Consider the following 19,335-nt stretch of genomic DNA (forward strand, 5'->3'; position numbering starts at 1 on the left):
GTCCTCAGTGCACCGAGGAAACCACATCCGCGAGGCGCTGCGCCGCCGACTCGGCCTGGTCGTGGCTCGTGGCCTCGACCATCACCCGCACGAGCTGCTCGGTGCCCGACGGCCGCAGGAGCACGCGGCCGGTGTCGCCCAGCTCGGCCTCCACGGCCGCGACGGCCTCGCTGACGGAGGTGGCCTTCGCCACGGCGGCCTTGTCGCCGACCTTGACGTTGATCAGGACCTGCGGCAGGCGGCGCATCACGCCGGCGAGGTCGGCGAGCGACTTGCCGGTCTCGGCCATCCGGGCCATCAGGCGCAGCGCGGTGAGCAGGCCGTCGCCGGTGGTGGCGTGCGCGGGCAGCACCACGTGGCCGGACTGCTCGCCGCCGAGCGAGTAGCCGCCGGCCTTGAGGTCCTGCAGCACGTAGCGGTCGCCGACGGCGGTGGTGCGCAGCCGGATGCCGGCCTCGCGCATGGCGATGTGCAGGCCCAGGTTGCTCATCACGGTGGCGACGAGGGTGTCCTCGTACAGCTCGCCCGCGTCGCGCATCGCGACCGCGAGGACCGCCATGATCTGGTCGCCGTCGACCTCGTTGCCCTCGGCGTCCACGGCCAGGCAGCGGTCGGCGTCACCGTCGTGGGCGATGCCGAGGTCGGCGCCGTGCTCGCGGACTGCGGCGGAGATCACATCGAGGTGCGTGGAGCCGCAGCCGTCGTTGATGTTGAGGCCGTCCGGGTCCGCGTTGATCGCGACCACCTCGGCGCCCGCGCGGCGGTAGGCGTCCGGCGCGGCCACCGACGCGGCGCCGTTCGCGCAGTCCACCACGACCTTGAGGCCGTCGAGGCGGTGCGGCGTGACCTTGAGCAGGTGCTCGACGTACTGGGTCTCGGCGTCGGCGATGTCGCGGACGCGGCCGATCGCGGCACCGGTCGGGCGCTCGAAACCGGAGCCCATGCGCTGCTCGATCTCGTCCTCGACCGAGTCGGGCAGCTTGTGGCCGCCCGCGGCGAAGAGCTTGATCCCGTTGTCCGGCATGGCGTTGTGCGAGGCGGAGATCATCACGCCGATGTCGGCGCCCAGCGAGGAGACCAGGTGCGCGACGGCGGGGGTGGGCAGTGCGCCCACGCGCAGCACGTCGGCACCGGCCGAGGTGAGGCCCGCGGTGACGGCGGCGTCCAGCATCTCGCTGCTCGCCCTGGGGTCGCGGCCGACGACGGCGACCGGGCGGTGGGAACGGTCGTGTTCGGCGAGCACGCGCGCCGCCGCGGCGGCGACGGACATCGCGAGTTCGGGGGTGAGGTCGGCGTTGGCGAGACCGCGCACACCGTCGGTGCCGAACAGGCGGGCCATGAATCCTCCGAAATGGACACTGCGAGGCGACGGGAAGGACCCGGAAAACACTGCGGGAGCAGCAGTTCGAGGTGAACTGCTGCTCCCGCAGGTACAGCTGTGGAACTCGCTCAGCGCTTGGAGTACTGAGGCGCCTTGCGGGCCTTCTTCAGACCGTACTTCTTGCGCTCCTTGACCCGCGGGTCACGGGTGAGGAAGCCGGCCTTCTTCAGGACCGGGCGGTCCTCGGAGTCGACGGCGATCAGCGCACGCGCGATGGCGAGGCGCAGCGCACCGGCCTGGCCGGTGATGCCGCCGCCACGCAGGTTGGCGATGACGTCGAAGGTCTCGGGCTTCTCCGTGGTGACGAGCGGCTCCTTGATGAGCTGCTGGTGCACCTTGTTCGGGAAGTAGTCCTCGAGGGCCTTGCCGTTCAGCGTGAACTTGCCGGTGCCGGGCACGAGGCGGACGCGGACGACGGCCTCCTTGCGGCGGCCGACGGTCTGGGCCAGGTGCGGCGCACCGTTCAGCGAGGGAGCGACGACCACCGGCGCGGAGGCTTCGTCCTCGGCGACCTCGACCTCAGCCTCAGCGGCCTCGGCGTCGGCCTCGGGAGCAGCCTCGACGACCTCGGCCTCGACAACCTCCGCCTCGACGGCTTCGGGGGTCTCGTTCTCAGGGGTGGTCACAGGAACTTCCTCGGTGTACTCGTCGCTCACTGGGCGATCTTCTTGATCTCGAAGGCCTGCGGCTGCTGCGCCGCGTGCGGGTGGTTCGGTCCGCTGTAGACCTTCAGCTTGTTCGCGATCTGACGGCCAAGGCGGTTCTTGGGCAGCATGCCCTTGATCGCCTTCTCCACCAGGCGGTCCGGGCGCGTGTCCAGGACCTCGCCGAAGGACTGCTTGCGCAGACCACCGGGGAAGCCGGAGTGGCGGTACTGGAACGCCTGGTCGCGCTTCGAGCCGGTCAGAGCGACCTTGTCAGCGTTGACGATGACCACGAAGTCACCGGTGTCAACGTGAGGCGCGTAGGTCGGCTTGTGCTTGCCGCGCAGCAGCGTCGCGGCCTGGGTGGCGAGCCGGCCGAGCACCACGTCCTGGGCGTCGATCACGTGCCAGGTGCGGGTCACCTCACCGGGCTTCGGGCTGTACGTGCGCACGGAATTACCTCGTCGTCACTTGCGTCTGGGGTCACTGCGGCGGTTGCCCCAGACCGATCTTGGACGAACCAAGCGGTGGTTCCGAGACAGGCGCGGCACACACAGGCGCCAGCTACCGCACAACAACGTAAGAAGATACCGGATGGGTGGCGCGGGGACCAAAACGGCCCCTCCTACCGACCCCGCTCCGGACGTACGTGAGCCCCGGACCACGTGGTTCCGGGGCTCACGAGGGGTCTTGCCACCACGCGCGGTCTTACCAGCGCGAGACGTTCTGCTTCTCAGCCTGCTGGTACGCCTCGCCGGCCTGCTGCACGGCGGTACCGATGGCGGCGAGGACCGAGTTCAGGTCGGCCGCGGCGTTGTCCCACTTCTCCTGGGACTGCTTGTAGGTGTCCGAGCCCTCACCCTCCCAGGTGCCGAGCACGCGCACGACCTCGGCGCGGATCTCGTCCAGGACGCCGTCGATCTCCTTGGACTGCGTGGTGATGGTCGAGGCCGCCTGCGCGATCTGACCGAACTCAACCTTGATTTCACCCATTGTGGATCTCCCCTAGAAAAGTCTGTGAAGTACTGGACTGCGGAACGAGGACCTGCGGGGCAGGAGGATCAGCCGAGGCGCGCGGTGACGTTGCTCATCTCGGCCTCCTGGGCCGCTTCGTTCTGCGCGTAGACCTTCGAGGTGTCGGAGATCTGCTCGGCGATCGCGCGGAGCGCCTCCTGGACCTTCGCGGCGTCCGCGTCGAAGCGGGAGATCAGGCTCTGGAACGCGGTGTGGGCCGAGCCCTTCCACGCGGCGGAGACGGTCTCGGCGGCGTCGCGGACCTGACGGATCTTCGCCTGCGCGGTCTCGTCGGCCTCGATGATGCGCTTCGCCAGAGTGTCGAGCTCTTCGGTCGTGGTACCGAAACCAGCCATTGGGAGATGCCCCCTTCAGAGAACTTCAGGTCGTACTTCTTGGTTCGTACGCCTCTTCCGACGAGGACCCTGCCATGTCGGTTCCGCCCTGTCGCGACTTCTTTCGAAGTAGTTGCGCTAGTAAACGACGCCAGGTGAACGCACGGTGTCAGTAGAGGATTCGCGACTGCGAAAAGTCCTCGTCATCGTCACCCGCGCGGGGAAGCTGGCCACTCGGACCGGCGACCGCGGTCGAACCGGGGGTGGCGGGAACCTCAGGCCCCGGAACCGGTTGAGACGCCGCAGCGGCGAGCTCGGCGGCCTCCGGAGTCCGTTCGACGGGCAGTCCGCGCTCGGTGCGGAACCCCGTGGCGGCCTCGCGGACGTCGCCCGGCGTGGCACCGGCCGCCGGTTCCGCCCGGCGGTCACGGGCCTGCCGGGCCAGCTCGCGGGTGCGTTCCCGCAGCTCGGCGTTGCGCGCGCCGGCCTCACCGGCGGCGCGGCGTGCGCGGGTGACCGCGTGGCCGACCTCGGCGCGGAACCGGGCGAGGACCTCGTTGGCGGACATCAGGCGACTCCCCTGGTGCTGTTCACGGCTTGATGGTCAGCGAGCGGACGATCTGCTCGCAGGCGGTGCGGACGCGGTCACGGCCGGCCTCGGTCGCCTGGCAGCCCACGCTCACCTGAGCCGTACCGACGAACTGGATGTACCAGTCGACCCCGGCCCCGCCGATCTCTTCGCGATAGTGAACAACGGACTTGCCCGCGAATGTGTGGCGGTCGCTGAACGCGGCGACCTTGTCGCCCCTCTCCTCGCGCTCGCCATATTGCTTCTGCAATTCCGCGAATGCCCGCCCGCGGTCCTGGTCGCTGTTGTACTCCAGCTTTTGCTCTTGCACAGCGATGCGGTCCGCCGGGGAATCACCGGTGTTCTTTTCCCGGTCGACCGGTTGCAGGAGCACCTGCCTGGCCGCGGGTGCGCCGCCGGTCTGCTCCCAGCCGTCGGGCCGGGTGAAGCTGTAGTCGTACTGCGCGATCTGGTCCGCGGGCGGCGGGGTGGCGGTTCCCGTCCCCTCCCGGTGCTGCCACCAGAGGAACCCGCCGACGCCGGCCGCCACGAGCACGACGACCACGCCGAGCGCGATGAACAACGGCGCCTTGCTCCTCTTCTCCGGCGGCGTCATCGGCGGCGTCATCGACGGGAACGACGCGGGGAACTGCGCGACCGGCGGCGGCGTGATGCGGCGGGTGATCTTGCGGGTGGTGTCGCCGGACACGCGCAGGTTGTGGGTCACCTCCCCCGAGGGGCCCCTGGACGGTGGGTGCGCCCGGTTCTGAGGTGGCTTGGCCGGCGCACCCTGCTGCGCCATGCCGCCGGTGCGCTCCGGGTCGAGGCTCACCGCGCGCAGCGCACCGCGGGCCACGACGGTCTCCGGCTGGTCGATGCTCGTCGGCACCACGCCGGTGTGCTCGTGCACGAGCCGCGCGACGAGCGGAATCCGGGACGAGCCGCCCACCAGGAACACCGCGGCCAGCTGCTGCGGCGCCAGACCGGCCTCCCGCACGGCCGAGCCCACCAGCGCCGCCGCGCCGCCGAGCGGGACCGCCACCAGCTGCTCCAGGTCGGACCGGGTGACGTGCGCGTCGGGGAACGGCGGCGGCATCGGCACGTCGGTGTAGGCGTGCCGCGACAGCGTCTCCTTGGCGCCGCGGACGTCCTGCCGCAGCACCCGCCGCTTGCGCCGGTCGGTCATCTCACGGCCCTCGACGAGCTGCCGCCACGCGTCCGGGTCCTCCGTCGACACGAGCGCGCCGACGTGCTCCAGCAACGCCTGGTCGACGTCCGCGCCGCCGAAGCCGGGGTCGCCCTTCGTCGCGAGCACCCGGAAGCTCCTGCCGGTGCGCGCGACCACGCTCGCGTCGACGGTGCCGCCGCCGAGGTCGAGCACGGCCAGCGCCGCACCGTCGGGAACGGAGTGGCTCGCGGAGTGGAAGACGGCGGCCGCCACGGGTTCCGGCACGAGCGCCAGCTCCCGCCCCAGCCCGCGCGCGGCCTGGACCAGCACGCGGGTGCGGACCGTGCCCCAGTCGGCGGGGTGGGTGAGCACGAGCAGGTCGACGGGCGCACCGCCGCCCACGCGCCGCGCCTCCCCGACCGCACGGGTCAGCACCGCGCGCACGACGTCCACGACGGGCAGCACGGTGCTGCCCAGCAGCAGCTCCCCCTCGTCCATACGGCGCTTCGGGTGCGGCTCGTAGCGGGCCGGGTCGACCGCGGCCTGCCGCTCGGCCTCCTGCCCGACGAACAACGTCCCGTCCGCGGCCGCGAACACGGCGGACGGCACCAGCGGCTGGCCGTCGAAAACGACGACCTGCGGCTCCCTGCCGTGCACCGAGATCGCGACGCAGGTGCTCGACGTGCCGAAGTCCACCGCGACCTGGAGGCTCATGCACCATCCCCTCTTCCGCGCACATGCTTACCGGATGCGGCACAGCCGGACGACACGGATGGTCCAGGTGGCCACCGGGAGTTCACCGCGGATCACGGATTGCGACACACCGGTCACGCTGTGGGGCTTCAGGACGGGCGTGGGTCGCACCGGGACGGAGGGGCGGCCCTAAGCTCGTGCGCGTGCTGGGGGCCGAGTACCGCGTGCTGGGACCGCTGGACGTCCTCTTCGCCGGTGAACGGGTCGTGGTGCCGGCGGGCAAGGGCCGCGTGCTGCTCGCGACGCTGCTCCTGCGCCCCAACCGGTTCGTGTCGGTCGACGAGCTGGTCGAGCGCCTCTGGGACGGTTCACCGCCCTCGATCGACCGCGCGGTCAAGACGTTGCACATGACGGTCGCACGGCTGCGGCGGGCGCTCGGGCCGGCGAACTGCGTGGTCACCACCACGAACGGCTACCTCGCCGAGGTCGAAGACCTGGACCTGCTGCGGTTCCGTGCGTTGGCGCGCACCGACCCGCACGCCGCGCTGGCGCTGTGGCGCGGTCCGCTGCTCACCAACGTGACGTCCGACGCCCTGCACCGCGAGGACGTGCCTCGGCTCGTCGAGGAACGGCTGCTGGTGCTGGAGCGGCGCATCGAGCTGGACCTCGACAACGGGCTCGCGACCGCCCTGGTGCCCGAGCTGAGGACGCTGACGACGGACCACTCGCTGCGGGAGCGCTTCTGGGCGCAGCTGATGGTGGCGCTGTACCGCTCGAACCAGCAGGCCGCGGCACTCGACGCGTTCCACCGGGTGAGGGCGCTGCTGTCGGACGAGCTCGGCATCGACCCCGGCGAGCTGCTGCGCGACCTCCACCAGTCGATCCTGCGCGCCGAACCGGAGCTGAGCGCGCGGCGCGACACCGTGGTCCCGCGTCAGCTGCCGCCGGGGCTCGCCCGCTTCAGCGGCCGCGTCGACGACCTGGCCCGGCTCGACCGGCTGCTGCCCACCGGAACGGCGGGGCAGGCGGTGGTGATCTCCGCCATCGCCGGGTCGGCCGGAGTGGGCAAGACGGCACTCGCCGTGCACTGGGCCCACCGGGTGCGCGACCGGTTCCCCGACGGGCAGCTCGCCATCAACCTCCGCGGCTACGACCGCGAGGAACCGCTGACACCGCACGACGCACTCGGCCAGCTGCTGCGCGGCCTCGGCGTTCCCGCTCGGCAGGTCCCCCTGGAAACCGACGAGCGCACGGGTGTGTACCGCTCGCTGCTCGCCGATCGCCGGGTGCTGGTGCTGCTCGACAACGCGCGCACAGCTGAGCAGGTGCGGCCGCTGCTGCCGGCGGGTGGGAGATCGGTGGTCGTGGTCACGAGCCGGTCCGACCTGCGCGGGCTCGTCGCGACGAACGACGCCGAGGTGCTGCGGCTGGGTGTGCTGCCGCCCGGTGAGGCGGTGGAACTCCTGACGAACGTGATCGGCGCCGAGCGGGTCGAAGCGGAGCCCGACGCGGTGACCGAGCTCGCGCGGCTCTGCGCGCACCTGCCGCTCGCGTTGCGGATCGCCGCCTCGATCCTCGTCAGCGAGCCGCACCGGCGGCTGCGGGACCTGGTGCTGCACCTGAGCGCCGGTGATGCGCTGACCCAGCTGGAGGTCGGCGACGGCCAGGAGGCCGCTGTGCGCGCCGCGTTCGACCTCTCCTACACCGCGGTGGGTGCCGAGGAACGCCGGATGTTCCGCGTGCTCGGCCTGGCCCCGCGCGCCGACTTCACGCCGATGTCCGCGGGGGCGCTCCTCGGTGTGCCGAGTGGACGGGCGCTGACGTTGTTGCGTTCGCTCGCCCGCGCGCACCTCGTCGAGGAGCACACGCCTGAGCGGTTCTCGTTGCACGACCTGTTGCTGTTGCACGCCCGTGAATGCGCGGCCGCCGAGGACACCGCCGAAGAACGGCACACCGCCGTCGTCAGGTTCCTCGACCACCACCTGCACTCCGCGGACAACGCCGACCGCGTCATCCGCGCCAGCCGCCCGGTCCGGCCGCTGACCGAGCGCGCCCCCGTCGTCGAGGTGGCCGAGTTCAGCGACAGCGCGGAGGCCGTGGCGTGGTGCCAACGCGAACACGACCTTCTCTTCGAGCTGTGCGAGTTCGCGGCGGGCAACGGCCACCTCGCACACGCGTCCACGCTGCCCGGTTCGTTGACGGGGTACCTGCTGGTCCGAGGCTCGACGGACGACTTCTTCCGGCTCTTCACGATCGCGCTGGACAGTGCGCGGCTCACCGGTGACCGGCGTGCGGAAGCTGCTGCGCTGAACACGCTCGGCAGCACCTGCAGGACCACGAACCAGCTCGAGCGGGCTCGGCGGCTGCTGACCGAGTCGCTCCGGATCAGGCACGAGATCGGTGAGCCGCGCGGCATCGCGACGAGCGAGCACGAGCTGGCGGCCCTGTGCTTCGCGTTGGGCGACCACGACGCCGCCGCGCGGTACTTCCGCTCCGCCATCGAGCACTGGGAACTCGCCGGTGACGAGGTCACGGCGGTGAAGTCGCTGAACGGCCTCGCCTGGACCCTGCTCCACACCGGCGACTTCGCGGAGAGCCTCAGGATCGCCGACCACACCGCGGCGAGGTGCGCCTCGCTCGGTCTCAGCGACCCGCTGGTGCAGAACACCAAGGCGCACGCGATGGCCGCGCTGGGGAACCTCCAGGAGGCGGCGCGGCTGTACCGCGACATCTTCGCCGGCTCGCTCGACCAGGTGACCAGCCACCCGCGCGTGGCCATGCTGCTCAAGGGTTCGAGGGTGTTCGCCGCCGTGAACGACCGGGAGGCGGCGTTGTGGTGCGCCCGCGAGGCGTTGGCCCTCACCGAACGCAGCAGCCTGCCCGGTGCGGACGAGGTCCGGGGACTCATCCGCGAGCTGGAGGCGTGAGCGTCAGCGGCGTTCCGGTACCAGCCCGGCGAGGCGCGCCCGCAGCCGGGTGACCGCGCGCGCGTTGCCCTGCGCCTCCCGCATGAGCAGCGCTTCCTCCAGTGCCGCAACGGCTTCCGCGGTACGACCGCGGCGCAGGTGTGCGTCGGCGATGTTCTCGTGCGTGACGGCGCGGACGGCGTTGGGCACCTCGTCGTCGGGCAGCGCCAGCACCTGGTGGAACGTGTCCATCGCCGCGTCGACCCGGCCGAGGCGGAGCTGGAGCAGGCCGCGTGTGTCCAGTGTGGACGGGAGCAGGTGGTCGATGCCGCCGCCGGTGATCGTGGCGTACGCCTCGTCGCTCGCGGCCAGCGCGGCCTCCAGGTCCTCCAGCGCCACCAGGGTCATGGCCTGGTTGTTCAACGCCATGGCGAGCCCGGCCGGGTCGCCCTGCTCGCGGCGGCGCCGCACGGCCCGTTCGTGCAGGGAGCGCGCGGACTCCAAGCGGCCCTGCCTGGCCTGGTTGACCGCCCACTGGTCGAGCGTGACGGCGATGCCGTGCAGGTGGCCGATGCCCTCCCGCACCTCCAGCGCCTCGGCGTAGGCGGTGTCGGCCTCCTCGAACGCCCCGAGCGCGCCGAGCGCGTTGCCCAGCGAGTGCAGGGTGTTGCCGACGGCGAACTGGTCCTCGGCGGCCCGTGCCGCCGCGAGCGCGACCTTGCACAGCTCGATGCGCTCGGAGGGGAGCTGGCGGAAGTTGAGGTAGCCGAACATCGTGGTGGGCAGCTGCCACGCGTGCTGGTGGTACCCGTGCTCACCGGCCAGGCGCGCGGCGGCCACCAGGTTGCGGTGCTCGGTCTCGCACCACGCGAGCGCGGCGGCCCGGTCGGCGAGCAGCGCCGGGTGCACGCCCTCGGCGAGCGGCGGCAGCGTCAGCGCGACGCGGGTGCGGCGCAGCAGCCGGTCGGCGCTCTCCGCCGTGTGCAGGTAGAAGTCCAGCAGCCGGCGCACCGCCTCGTGCCGCCCGGTGTCGGTGTCCTCGGCCACCGACCGCGTCTGCGAGTACGCCCGCAGCAGGTCGTGGCACGTGTAGCGGCCCGGTGCGCGTTCGACGGCCAGGTTCATGCGGGTGAGGACGTGCAACGACCGGCGCACCGCGGAACGGGGCCTGCCGTCGAGCGCGGCCGCCGCGTCCAGCGAGACGTCCGGGCCGGTGGCGAGCCCGAGCAGCCGGAAGAGGCGGGCCGAGTCGGGGTCGAGGCAGCGGTAGGAGGTGGCGAAGACCGTCTCCACGCCGGTGAGCAGCCCACCGCTCGCGTCGGACAGCTCGTCGGCGAGCGCGCGCAGGGACAGCTCGGGTGCCCCGGCCGCCCGGGACGCGAGGACGGCGAGGGCGAGCGGGAGGCCGCCGCAGAACGCCACGAGGTCCGCGACCGCGTCCGGTTCGGCCCGCACCCGGTCGGCGCCGAGCCGCGCGGTGAGCAGCGCGACGGCCTCGGGCTCGGCGAGCACGTCCAGCGTCACCGGGAACGCGCCCTCCCGCACGACCAGCCCGGTGAACCGGTTGCGGCTGGTGAGCACGACCAGGCACCCGCGCCCGGCCGGCAGCAGCGGCCGGACCTGCTCGACGTCGCGGGCGTTGTCGAGCAGCACGAGCACGCGGCGGTCGGCGCTGACGCTGCGGAAGAGCGCGGCCCGTTCCGGCAGGTCCGCGGGCACCTTGCCGCCGGGCACGCCGAACGCGGCCAGGAACGAGGCCAGCACGGCGGACGGGTCGAGCGGCTGCGCGGACGGGTCGAAGCCGCGCAGGTCGACGTGGAGCTGGCCGTCGGGGAACCGGTCGGCCACCGAGTGCGCCCAGCGGACGGCGAGCGCGGTCTTGCCGACGCCGGCCGTGCCGTCGATCGTGGCGATCACCACCGCCGTTCCCGCGTCCAGGAGCGCGGTGAGCTTCGCGAGCTCCGCGTCCCGCCCGGTGAAGTGCGCCGACGGTGCGGGCAGCTGCCGCGGCACGTCGCTGCGGGCCTCCGGGTCCTGCAACCGTTCGTGCAGCTCCCGCAGCTGCTGGCCGGGTTCGACGCCGAGCTCGTCGGCCAGGTGCGCGCGGATCTGCTCGTAGGCCGCGAGCGCGTCCCGCGGCCGGCCCGCCTGGTGCAGCGCCTGCACCAGCTGCGCCCAGAACCCCTCGCGCAACGGGTGCTCGCCGGTCAGCTCGCGCAGCTCGTCCACCAGCTCGGCACCCCGGCTCCGCGCGAGGTCGGCGTCGATCCTGCGGCCCAGCACCACCAGCCGTTCCTCGATCAGCGGCGGCACGTCTTCGCGGTGCAGGAGCACCGAGTCGACGTCCGCTGCCACCGGTCCCCGCCAGTGCGCCAGCGCCGCCGTGAACTCCCCGTCGGCCGCGAGCCGCCGGAACCGGGTCAGGTCCAGCCGCTCGGGGTCGACCTCGGCCAGGTACCCGCCGGTCGCCGTGCGCACGCAGTCCGCGTCCCCCAACGCCACCCGCAGCCGCCGCACCACCATCTGCAACGTCTTGTGCGCCCGGTCGACCGTCGGCGGCTCCCCGTCCCACAACCGGTCCACCAGCTCGTCCACCGGCACGAACCGGTTGGGCCGCAACAACAGCGTGGCGAGCAGCACCCGTCCGCGCCCGGCCGGCAACGGCACCGGCACGCCGTCACGCAGCACCTCGACCCGTCCGAGGACGCGGTACTCGACGTTCATGACTCCCTGCTCCCGTCCTCTTCGGACCCGGTGTGACCGATGTGTGAGCGCCGTGCGGCAACGTGGTGCTCGGCCGGGAACGGCAGCGACGGGAAAGCACCTGGGGGCTCGTCGCTGCCGCCCGGTGCTCGCCGCGGAGACGGCGCCCTCCCAGTCCGGCGAGCAGTGCCTGCGACCGTCCTGTCGCGACGGTGACGGATTCACCCGGTACTCGGCTCGCACACCCCTCCACCGGCTCGAAAACCCAGTCTAGGGGCCCTGTGGTCCCGGTGTGAGCGAAGTGTGAGCGGCCCCTGGCAGAGTTCTCCTCAGCGGTGCTGGTGGCACAGTTCCTGGGGGGTCACCAGCACCGCTCACCAGTTCTCAGCGGAGCTCGGCGAGCTTGGCGCGCACCTGCTCGGCGTCGGCGTGGTCGTTGTACTCGTAGGCCTCCAGTGCCTTCGTCCACCAGCTCCGCGCCGCGTCGGGCTCGCCCAGGCCGAGGTGCGCGTCGCCGAGGGTGTTGTGCACGTCGGCGATGTGGTGCCAGGAACCCTCGGTCTCGAAGTGCCCCAGCGCGAGGTGGGCGTTCTCGACCGCGACCGCGTGGTCGCCCAGCCCCACCTGGACGCTGGCCTTCATCGCGGCGAGGAGCCCCTTCCACTCCGCGGTCATGTCGACCGCGAACTCGGCCTCCCACTCCGCGCAGCACACGAGCGCCTCCGCGTACTCGCCCAGCTTGAGGTGGTCCGCCGCGACCTGGTGCAGCGCCATCCCGGTCTGCAACGGGTACGGCGTCGGCGACGCGCGCAACGTCGTGAGCGCCTCCTTGGACACCTCCAGCGCCTCCCGCAGCCGGCCCGCCTCGCCCAGCGACCACGCGAGCCCGCTCAACGCGCGCGCCTGACCGGTCACGCGACCGACCTCGCGGTACACGTCGGCGCTGCGCGCGAAGAGGTCGCTGCCGTCGTCGAAGCGGCCGGCCCGGCAGTGGGCCACGGCGAGGGTGAACTGCATCCGGGCGTCCCAGAGGCGTTCACCGGTGTGCGTGACCGCCGCCACGGCGCCCTCCATCGACCAGACCCACTCCTGCCACGGGCCGACCCGGTCGACCAGGTCGAAGGTGAACCACGGCAGCTGCCAGGCGTAGCGGTGCAGGTCCCGTTCCGCGGCCTGGACCATGATCGCGCGCAGCACGGCGCGTTCGGCGCGGAACCAGTCGTCGGCCTCCTCGCGCCCGGCCGGCAGCTCCGGCCGCGTGCCCGGTGCCGGCCGCAGCTCGATCACCGCCTGCGCCTGCCTGCGCCCGGCGAAGCAGGAGGCGTCGATCGCGACCAGCGTGTGCAGGTAGTGGTCGTACATCCGCTCGACGGCTGCCGCCCTGGACTCGGCGGGCTCCTCGGCCTCCGCCCGGTCCGCCGCGTACACGCGCAGCAGGTCGTGGCTCGTGAACCGGCCGGGCACGGGCTCGGCGAGCAGGTTCGCCTCGACCAGCTCCCGCACGTGCCGCAGCGCCTCGTCCTCGGTGAGGCCGGCGAGGCTCGCGGTGGCCGCGACGGTGATGTCCGGCCCTGGGTGCACGCCGAGCAGCCGGAACACCCGCGCGGTCGCCGGGCCGAGCTGCCGGTAGGACCACTGGAAGACGGTGCGCACGGTGGTCGCCGCGTCACCGGTGTCCAGCGTGTCGAGGCGGGTGCGGGCGTCGGACAGCTCCGCGACCAGCCCGGCCAGCGGGAGCTCCGGCGACTGGGCGACGCGGGCCGCCACGATCGCGAGCGCCAGCGGCAGGCCACCGCACCACCGGATCAGCTCGTCGGCGTCACCCGCGCGCCGCGCACCGAGCCTGCTCACGATCAACGCGCGTGCCTCCGCGGGCGTGAGCACGTCCAGCGCCAGCTCGCGCGCACCCTCGTTCACGACCAGGCCGGTGAGCCGGTCGCGGCTCGTGACCAGCACGAACGACGACGACGGACCGGGCAGCAGCGGCCGCACGTGGTCGGGGTCGCGGGCGTTGTCGAGCAGCACGAGCACCCGGCGCTCGGCGACCAGGCTGCGGTACAGCGCCGACTGGGCGTCGAGCGCGGCCGGGATGCGGTCCGGCGGCACGCCGAGCGCTTCGAGGAACCGGCTGAGCGCGTCGCCGGGCGCCACCGGTTCGCGGTGGCGGTCGAACCCGCGCAGGTTCACGTAGAGCTGGCCGTCCGGGAACCGGTCCGCCGCGCCCCGCGCCCAGTGCACGGCCAGTGTCGTCTTGCCGACGCCCGCGGTTCCGGTGATCGCCGCGACCACCAGCCCGTCGCCGGCTGCCAGTCCGGTCAGGTCGCGCAGCTCGGCGGACCGCCCGACGAACCGGGGTGTCGTCGTCGGCAGCTGGCGCGGGACCGGCCGGAGCACGGCCGCCGTCCTGCGCGCCGGAACGGGACCGGCGAGCACGCGCTGGTGCACCGCCCGCAGCTCGTCACCGGGGTCGACGCCGAGCTCGTCGGCCAGCAGCGCCCGGACCTCCCGGTAGGCGGCCAGCGCGCGTTCCTGCTGCCCCGACATCGCGAGCGCCAGCACCAGCTGCGCCCAGAACGCCTCGCGGAACGGGTGCTGGGCGGTGAGGCCGCGCAGCTCGGGCACCACCTCTGCGGCCCGGCCGGCGTCGAGGTCGGCGCTGATCCGCCGTTCCAGCGCGTGCAGCCACTCCTCGGTCACCAGCGGGACGTCGTGCTGGTGCAGGGCACCGGACCGCACGTCGACGAGCATCGGCCCGCGCCACAACCGGACGGCGGCGGCCAGCTCCCCCGCCGCGACCAACCGGCGGAACCGGGTCAGGTCGAGCGCGTCCACGGCCACCTCGGCGAGGTAGCCACCGGTCGAGGTGCGCACGCAGTCCGCCTCGCCCAGCGCCCGGCGCAGCCGCATGACCACCGTGTGCAGCGTCTTGTGCGCCCGGTCCGGTGTCGGCGGCTCACCGTCCCAGAGCCGGTCGACCAGCGCGTCGATCGAGACGACCTGGTTGGGCCGCAACAACAACGTGGCGAGCAGCACTCGGCTCCGGCCGGCCGGCAGCGGCACGACGACCCCGTCGAGCAGCACCTCCAGCGGACCGAGCACCCGGTACTCGGCTAGGGCCTGTGTCGAGGTCCCGTTCGATGAGAGTCGCGCCTGAGGTGGTTCCTGGCGGTGCGGGCGACCAGCCCGCATACCGGTGTTGTATGTGGGCTGGTCGCCCGTGCCCCCAGGGGCCGCCTCAGGCCCGGCTGTCGCGAACATGGACCTCGACACAGGCCCTACCACGTTCCCCCCTGTGTGACCGGATTGTGAGCGTCCGCGGAGACCATGTGCGTGGCCGGTTCGACCGCGGTTACCTCCCTCTTCACCGTGGCCGGACCGGCCTCTCCAGCAGCCCCGGCGACGCGTGCTCGCGGTGTGACCGGAGTGTGAGCGCCGTCGGGCAGAGTTCTCCTCAGCCGGACGACGAGAGCGGCAACGCAAGCCCTGGGGGGTGTCGCGACCGTCGTGGTCCTGCCGGATCGGCCCTCCCCAGTGGGTCGGACCGGAAGGGCGTCGGTTCTTGGGGGGAACCGGACAGTCCCCTGCTGTTCGGTGGGCCCGCAGCTTCGGCTGCGGGCCCTTTTCACGTGCACCGGTCCACGAGGGCCTTTCTCCGTGCCGGAAACCGGAGCGGCCCCCGCCGCGGAACGACGGGGGCCACCGGGCGGAACGGCTAGTCCGGAGCGATCCAGGCGAACTGGATGCGCTGCTGACCGTGCTTGCGGGTCACCAGGGTGCCGCGGCCGGGAGGCTGGGGCGACGGCTTCAGCGTGCCGATGATCGCGCCCTCCTCCTTCGAGCCGGAGCCGACGAAGATCGGGGCCGCGATCTCCTTCAGCTTGCCCATCACCGGGTCGTACATGGCGCGGGAGGCACCACCCATGCGGCGGACGACGACCACGTGCAGACCGACGTCCTTGGCCTGCGGGATGAACTCGGCGATCGGCTGCAGCGGGTTCGCGGCGCCCTGCGGGGCGACGAGGTCGTAGTCGTCCACGACGACGAAGACCTCGGGGCCGGTCCACCAGGAGCGGTTCTTGAGCTGTTCCTGGGTGACGTCCGGGCCGGGCATGCGGCGGCCGAGCGAACCGCGCACCTCCTTGATCGTGTCGGCGAACTGGGTCGACGACACGGCGTAGGTCAGGAGGTGGTCGGTGTCGATGAAGCCGAGCATCGTGCGGCGGTAGTCCGCGAGGACGATCAGCGCCTCCGAGGAGGTGTAGCTCTGCATGATGCCGCGGACGATCGTGCGCAGGATGTTCGTCTTGCCCGACTCGCCGTCGGCCAGCGCCATGAAGTGCGGGTCCGCGTCGAAGTCGAAGTAGACCGGCGCGAGCTCGTCCTCGTTGACGCCGACCGGGACCAGGTGGCCGCGGTTGGGGTTGACCTGCTGGACCTGCGCCATGAGCTGCGCGTGCTCCAGCACGTCGGGCAGCATCCGCACCTGCGGCGCGCGCGGGCCCTGCCAGGCCTGGTTGAGCTTGGCGTCGAGGTCCTGGACACCCGCGGAGATCGTGGTCGGGTCCTGCGAGGTGTCGATGCGCGGCAGTGCCGTGAGGAAGTGCAGCTTGTCGCCGGTCAGACCGCGACCGGGACGGCCGGGGGGCACGTTGGCCGCGACCTTGCGGTCGATCTCGGACTCGCTCGGGTCACCGAGGCGCAGCTCGAAGCGGGTGCCGAGGAGGTCCTTCATCGCGGGCCGGATCTCCGCCCACCGGTTCGCGGCGACGATCACGTGGACGCCGTAGGACAGGCCCTGGGCGGCGAGCGCCTGGATCTGCGGCTCGACCATCTCGAACTCCTGGCGGAAGTTCATCCAGCCGTCGACGACCAGGAACGCGTCGCCGAAGTGGTCGTCCTTGATCTCACCGCGGCGCTTGCGGTTGCGGAACTCGACCATCGAGTCGATCCGCTGCTCGCGCCACCGCAGCTCGCGCTCGGTGATCAGGGTCTGCAGCTCGGCCACCATGCGGCGGACCTTGTCGACGTCGAGACGGCCGGCGAAGCCACCGACGTGCGGCAGGTTCTCCATCGCGGCGAGCGTGCCACCACCGAGGTCGATGCAGTAGAACTGCGCCTCCTGCGGGGTGTGCGTGAGCGCCATCGAGGCGATGATCGACCGCAGCAGCGTCGACTTGCCCGACTGCGGGCCGCCGACGACCGCACCGTGGCCCGCGGCACCGGAGAAGTCGGCCCACAGCAGGTCGCGGCGCTGCTCGAACGGCTTGTCGACCACGCCGACCGAGATCTGCAGCATGCCGTTGGCCGGGTACTGCGGCGGCGTGAGGCCCCGGTCCGGCGTCACGTCGAGCGGCGGCAGCATCGTGTCCATCGTCGGCGGCTCGTTGAGCGGCGGCAGCCACACCTCGTGCGCGGGCGGGCCCTGGCCGACGAGGCGGTCGACGATCAGCTCGAGCTGCGTCGGCTCGTTCGCGTCCTCCTTGACCGGTGCGGCCGCGACCGCGACCGGCTCGACGGGGCGCTCCGGCTCCTTCGGCATCTCGATGAAGTCCGGCACGAAGAACCGCGGGCGCTTGTCGCTGCGCACGGCCACCGACTCACCGGCGGACTGCATGCCGGACGGCCGGTAGGTGCCCGAGACGTAGAGCGCCTTGAACCTGGTCAGCGGCATGCCCTGCACGCTGAGGTAGCCGGAGCCCGGGATCGGCGGCAGCTCGTAGGCGTCGGGCACGCCGATCGCCGCACGCGACTCGGCCGCGTTGAACGTCTTCAGACCGATCCGGTACGAGAGGAACGTGTCCAGGCCGCGCAGCTTGCCCTCCTCCAGCCGCTGCGACGCGAGGAGCATGTGCATCTGCAGCGACCGGCCGACACGACCGATCTGGAGGAAGATGTCGATGAAGTCCGGCTTCGCCGTCAGCATCTCGGAGAACTCGTCGATGCAGATGAAGAGCGCGGGCAGCGGGTCGAGCTGGGCGCCGTTCTCGCGGGCCTTCTCGTAGTCCCAGACGTTCTTGTAGTTGCCCTTCGCGAGGACCTCCTGCCGGCGCGAGACCTCACCGGCGATGGCGTCCTTCATGCGGTCGACGAGGCTGAGGTCGCCGGCCAGGTTGGTGATCGTCGCGGCGACGTGCGGTGCCTTGTCCAGACCGAGGAACGTCGCACCACCCTTGAAGTCGACGAGGATCATGTTGAGCGCGGTCGACGAGTGCGACGCCAGCAGGCCGAGCACCAGCGTGCGGAGGAACTCCGACTTGCCGGAACCGGTCGCGCCGATGCACAGGCCGTGCGGGCCCATGCCGTCCTCCGCGGCCTCCTTGATGTCGAGCTCGACCTGCTGGCCGTGCTCGCCGATGCCGAACGGGATGCGGTAGCGGTCGCGCTTGGGCCGGGGCCGCCACGCCTGCTGCACGTCGAACGTGATCGGGTCGCCGGGGATGCCCATGAACTCGAGCAGCGGCGGGTTGTTGTTCATCGCCAACGGGTCCTCGCCACCGTCGCCGCCGACGTCGCCCGCCGCACCCATGCGGTACGGGGCGAGCCTGCGGGCCAGTGCCTCGGCCTCGACGACGGACAGGCCGTCCGGTGCGCCGAACCACTCGACGCCGCTCGCGGAACGGGCGCCCAGCTGGTTGTTCTCGATGACCAGGCGCAGACCGCGGCGGGCGGTCAGGTTGCCCAGGCACTCGGAGAGGTCGAGCAGCGTGACGCCGACCAGCCCCTCCTCCAGGATGATCATCTCTTCGCGGCTGATGTCGCCGTCGTCGATCACGATCACGATGTGCGGCTGGTCGGGCGGCGGCGGGGCGTTGCGGGTGAACCGCTGCCGGTCGCGCAGGTACTCGTCCAGCATCGCCTCGACCTCGGCGAGCGAGTTCGCCATCATGCGGCGCTGGCCGATGCCGTCGATGTCGGTGGGGTGCTGCACGTGCGGCAGCCACTTCGCCCACTCCCACTGCTGCTTGGTGCGGCCCGCGCTGACGACCGCGATCAGCAGGTCGTCAGGGGCGTGGAAGGTGACGAGCTGGGCGAGCAGGGCGCGGGCGAGGTTGCGGCGGTCCTCGATGTCGCCGAGCAGGCCGACGGCGGCGAAGCCGCGCAGAGCGATGGAGATCGGCAGGTCGGGGACGAGCGAGTGGGCGCGCACGAACCGGCGCAGCGCCAGCGTCGCGATCGGCTCCAGCTCCTCGACGGGACCGGTCTGCGGCGGCACCAGGCGGGTGGCGAGGCGCTGCGAGCCCCGTCCCGCGCGCAGGTGGCAGAAGTCGGGGTCGTTCTGGCGGCGTTCCCACATGCGCCGGGTGGTGGCGAGCGACCACAGCTGCTGCGGGTCCGGGTGCACCCACTCGCGCTCGGCGCGCTGCTCGTCGGCGGCTTCGCGGGCGCGGTCGCGCATCTGGCCGAGGTACCGCAGGTAGTCCTTGCGGTCCTCGTTCATCTCGGCTTTCTTCTGGCCCTTGCCGGAGCCCATGCCGCTGGCCATCATGCCGACGGTCGAGATGAGCATCATGCCCGGCATGAGCATCGCCATGGGCTGCCTGTTCGAGTACACGAACATCATGCCCATCATGCCCACGGAGGCGACGATCATGACGACGGGCATCGCCTTCATCATGATGTTGCCGGGGATGATCCTGGGGACCTCGGGTGGCGGCTCGAGGTGCACCTCGCCGCCAGGAGGCCGGGGAGCAGCAAGGCGTGCCGTTCGCTTGAACTGCAGCGTGCTCAACTGACAGGCACCTCTTCGACTCGTTACGCCACCAGTAGCAACCGACACTATTGCGCATCCGCGCGCGTGACGAAGCTGGGTCGGGAAAAAACCCAGTCTGACGGGTTCCGGCGAACCACACGTGCAACAGGCGTCGGTCCGGCCATACTAGGGCCGCCCGACGAGCGGCCAGCTGGACGAATAGGGTCGGGCCG

General features: G+C 72.0%; 11 protein-coding genes. 1 reads left to right on the top strand and 10 read right to left on the bottom strand.

Translation table 11 applies throughout. The annotated features are described in order from the left end of the window. Positions 1 to 4: 4 nt before the first annotated feature. The 7 genes from glmM to ACZ7CD_RS00990 form a co-directional block, all read right to left on the bottom strand. The gene (gene glmM / locus ACZ7CD_RS00960; protein WP_458430198.1) at positions 5 to 1,339 is read right to left on the bottom strand and encodes a phosphoglucosamine mutase; all 1,335 of its coding nucleotides are present in this window, start codon (positions 1,337 to 1,339) and stop codon (positions 5 to 7) included. 110 nt (positions 1,340 to 1,449) lie between these two features. Continuing rightward, complete coding sequence (rpsI, locus tag ACZ7CD_RS00965; protein WP_360395777.1) at positions 1,450 to 2,007, bottom strand: 30S ribosomal protein S9; 558 nt, start codon at positions 2,005 to 2,007, stop codon at positions 1,450 to 1,452. A gap of 26 nt (positions 2,008 to 2,033) precedes the next feature. Next, entirely contained in the window at positions 2,034 to 2,477 is a 444-nt protein-coding gene (gene rplM / locus ACZ7CD_RS00970) for a 50S ribosomal protein L13 (RefSeq protein ID WP_360395776.1), read from the bottom strand. A 256-nt stretch (positions 2,478 to 2,733) separates the two neighbouring features. Further along, a complete protein-coding gene (locus ACZ7CD_RS00975; RefSeq protein ID WP_360395775.1) occupies positions 2,734 to 3,018 on the bottom strand; it encodes a WXG100 family type VII secretion target in 285 nt (94 codons plus the stop codon). A 68-nt stretch (positions 3,019 to 3,086) separates the two neighbouring features. Continuing rightward, positions 3,087 to 3,395 carry a WXG100 family type VII secretion target gene (locus ACZ7CD_RS00980; RefSeq protein WP_360395773.1) on the bottom strand — a complete coding sequence of 103 codons (309 nt, stop codon included), beginning with the start codon at positions 3,393 to 3,395 and terminating at the stop codon, positions 3,087 to 3,089. Positions 3,396 to 3,543: 148 nt separating this feature from the next. After that, positions 3,544 to 3,942 carry a hypothetical protein gene (locus tag ACZ7CD_RS00985; protein ID WP_470373112.1) on the bottom strand — a complete coding sequence of 133 codons (399 nt, stop codon included), beginning with the start codon at positions 3,940 to 3,942 and terminating at the stop codon, positions 3,544 to 3,546. 22 nt (positions 3,943 to 3,964) lie between these two features. Beyond that, positions 3,965 to 5,824, bottom strand: coding sequence for a type VII secretion-associated protein (locus ACZ7CD_RS00990; protein ID WP_470378127.1), 1,860 nt, complete (start codon positions 5,822 to 5,824; stop codon positions 3,965 to 3,967). A 182-nt stretch (positions 5,825 to 6,006) separates the two neighbouring features. Between ACZ7CD_RS00990 and ACZ7CD_RS00995 the strand changes: the two genes are divergently transcribed. Further along, on the top strand, positions 6,007 to 8,730 hold the full coding sequence (locus tag ACZ7CD_RS00995) for an AfsR/SARP family transcriptional regulator (protein ID WP_470378128.1): 2,724 nt from the start codon (positions 6,007 to 6,009) through the stop codon (positions 8,728 to 8,730). A gap of 3 nt (positions 8,731 to 8,733) precedes the next feature. On the opposite strand, the gene ACZ7CD_RS01000 is transcribed toward ACZ7CD_RS00995, so the two are convergent. The 3 genes from ACZ7CD_RS01000 to eccCa form a co-directional block, all read right to left on the bottom strand. Continuing rightward, on the bottom strand, positions 8,734 to 11,433 hold the full coding sequence (locus tag ACZ7CD_RS01000) for an AfsR/SARP family transcriptional regulator (RefSeq protein WP_470378129.1): 2,700 nt from the start codon (positions 11,431 to 11,433) through the stop codon (positions 8,734 to 8,736). A 363-nt stretch (positions 11,434 to 11,796) separates the two neighbouring features. After that, entirely contained in the window at positions 11,797 to 14,511 is a 2,715-nt protein-coding gene (locus ACZ7CD_RS01005) for an AfsR/SARP family transcriptional regulator (protein ID WP_360395764.1), read from the bottom strand. A gap of 613 nt (positions 14,512 to 15,124) precedes the next feature. Next, on the bottom strand, positions 15,125 to 19,141 hold the full coding sequence (eccCa, locus tag ACZ7CD_RS01010; RefSeq protein ID WP_360395762.1) for a type VII secretion protein EccCa: 4,017 nt from the start codon (positions 19,139 to 19,141) through the stop codon (positions 15,125 to 15,127). Between the last annotated feature and the right edge of the window lie 194 nt (positions 19,142 to 19,335).

This window comes from Lentzea sp. NPDC036949, from assembly GCF_055608075.1.

Coding starts and splice junctions, on each gene's coding strand:
- glmM (WP_458430198.1), bottom strand. CDS start 1,339: ATGGCCCGCCTGTTCGGCACCGACGGTGTGCGCGGTCTCGCCAACGCC.
- ACZ7CD_RS00975 (WP_360395775.1), bottom strand. CDS start 3,018: ATGGGTGAAATCAAGGTTGAGTTCGGTCAGATCGCGCAGGCGGCCTCG.
- ACZ7CD_RS00980 (WP_360395773.1), bottom strand. CDS start 3,395: ATGGCTGGTTTCGGTACCACGACCGAAGAGCTCGACACTCTGGCGAAG.
- ACZ7CD_RS00985 (WP_470373112.1), bottom strand. CDS start 3,942: ATGTCCGCCAACGAGGTCCTCGCCCGGTTCCGCGCCGAGGTCGGCCAC.
- ACZ7CD_RS00990 (WP_470378127.1), bottom strand. CDS start 5,824: ATGAGCCTCCAGGTCGCGGTGGACTTCGGCACGTCGAGCACCTGCGTC.
- ACZ7CD_RS01000 (WP_470378129.1), bottom strand. CDS start 11,433: ATGAACGTCGAGTACCGCGTCCTCGGACGGGTCGAGGTGCTGCGTGAC.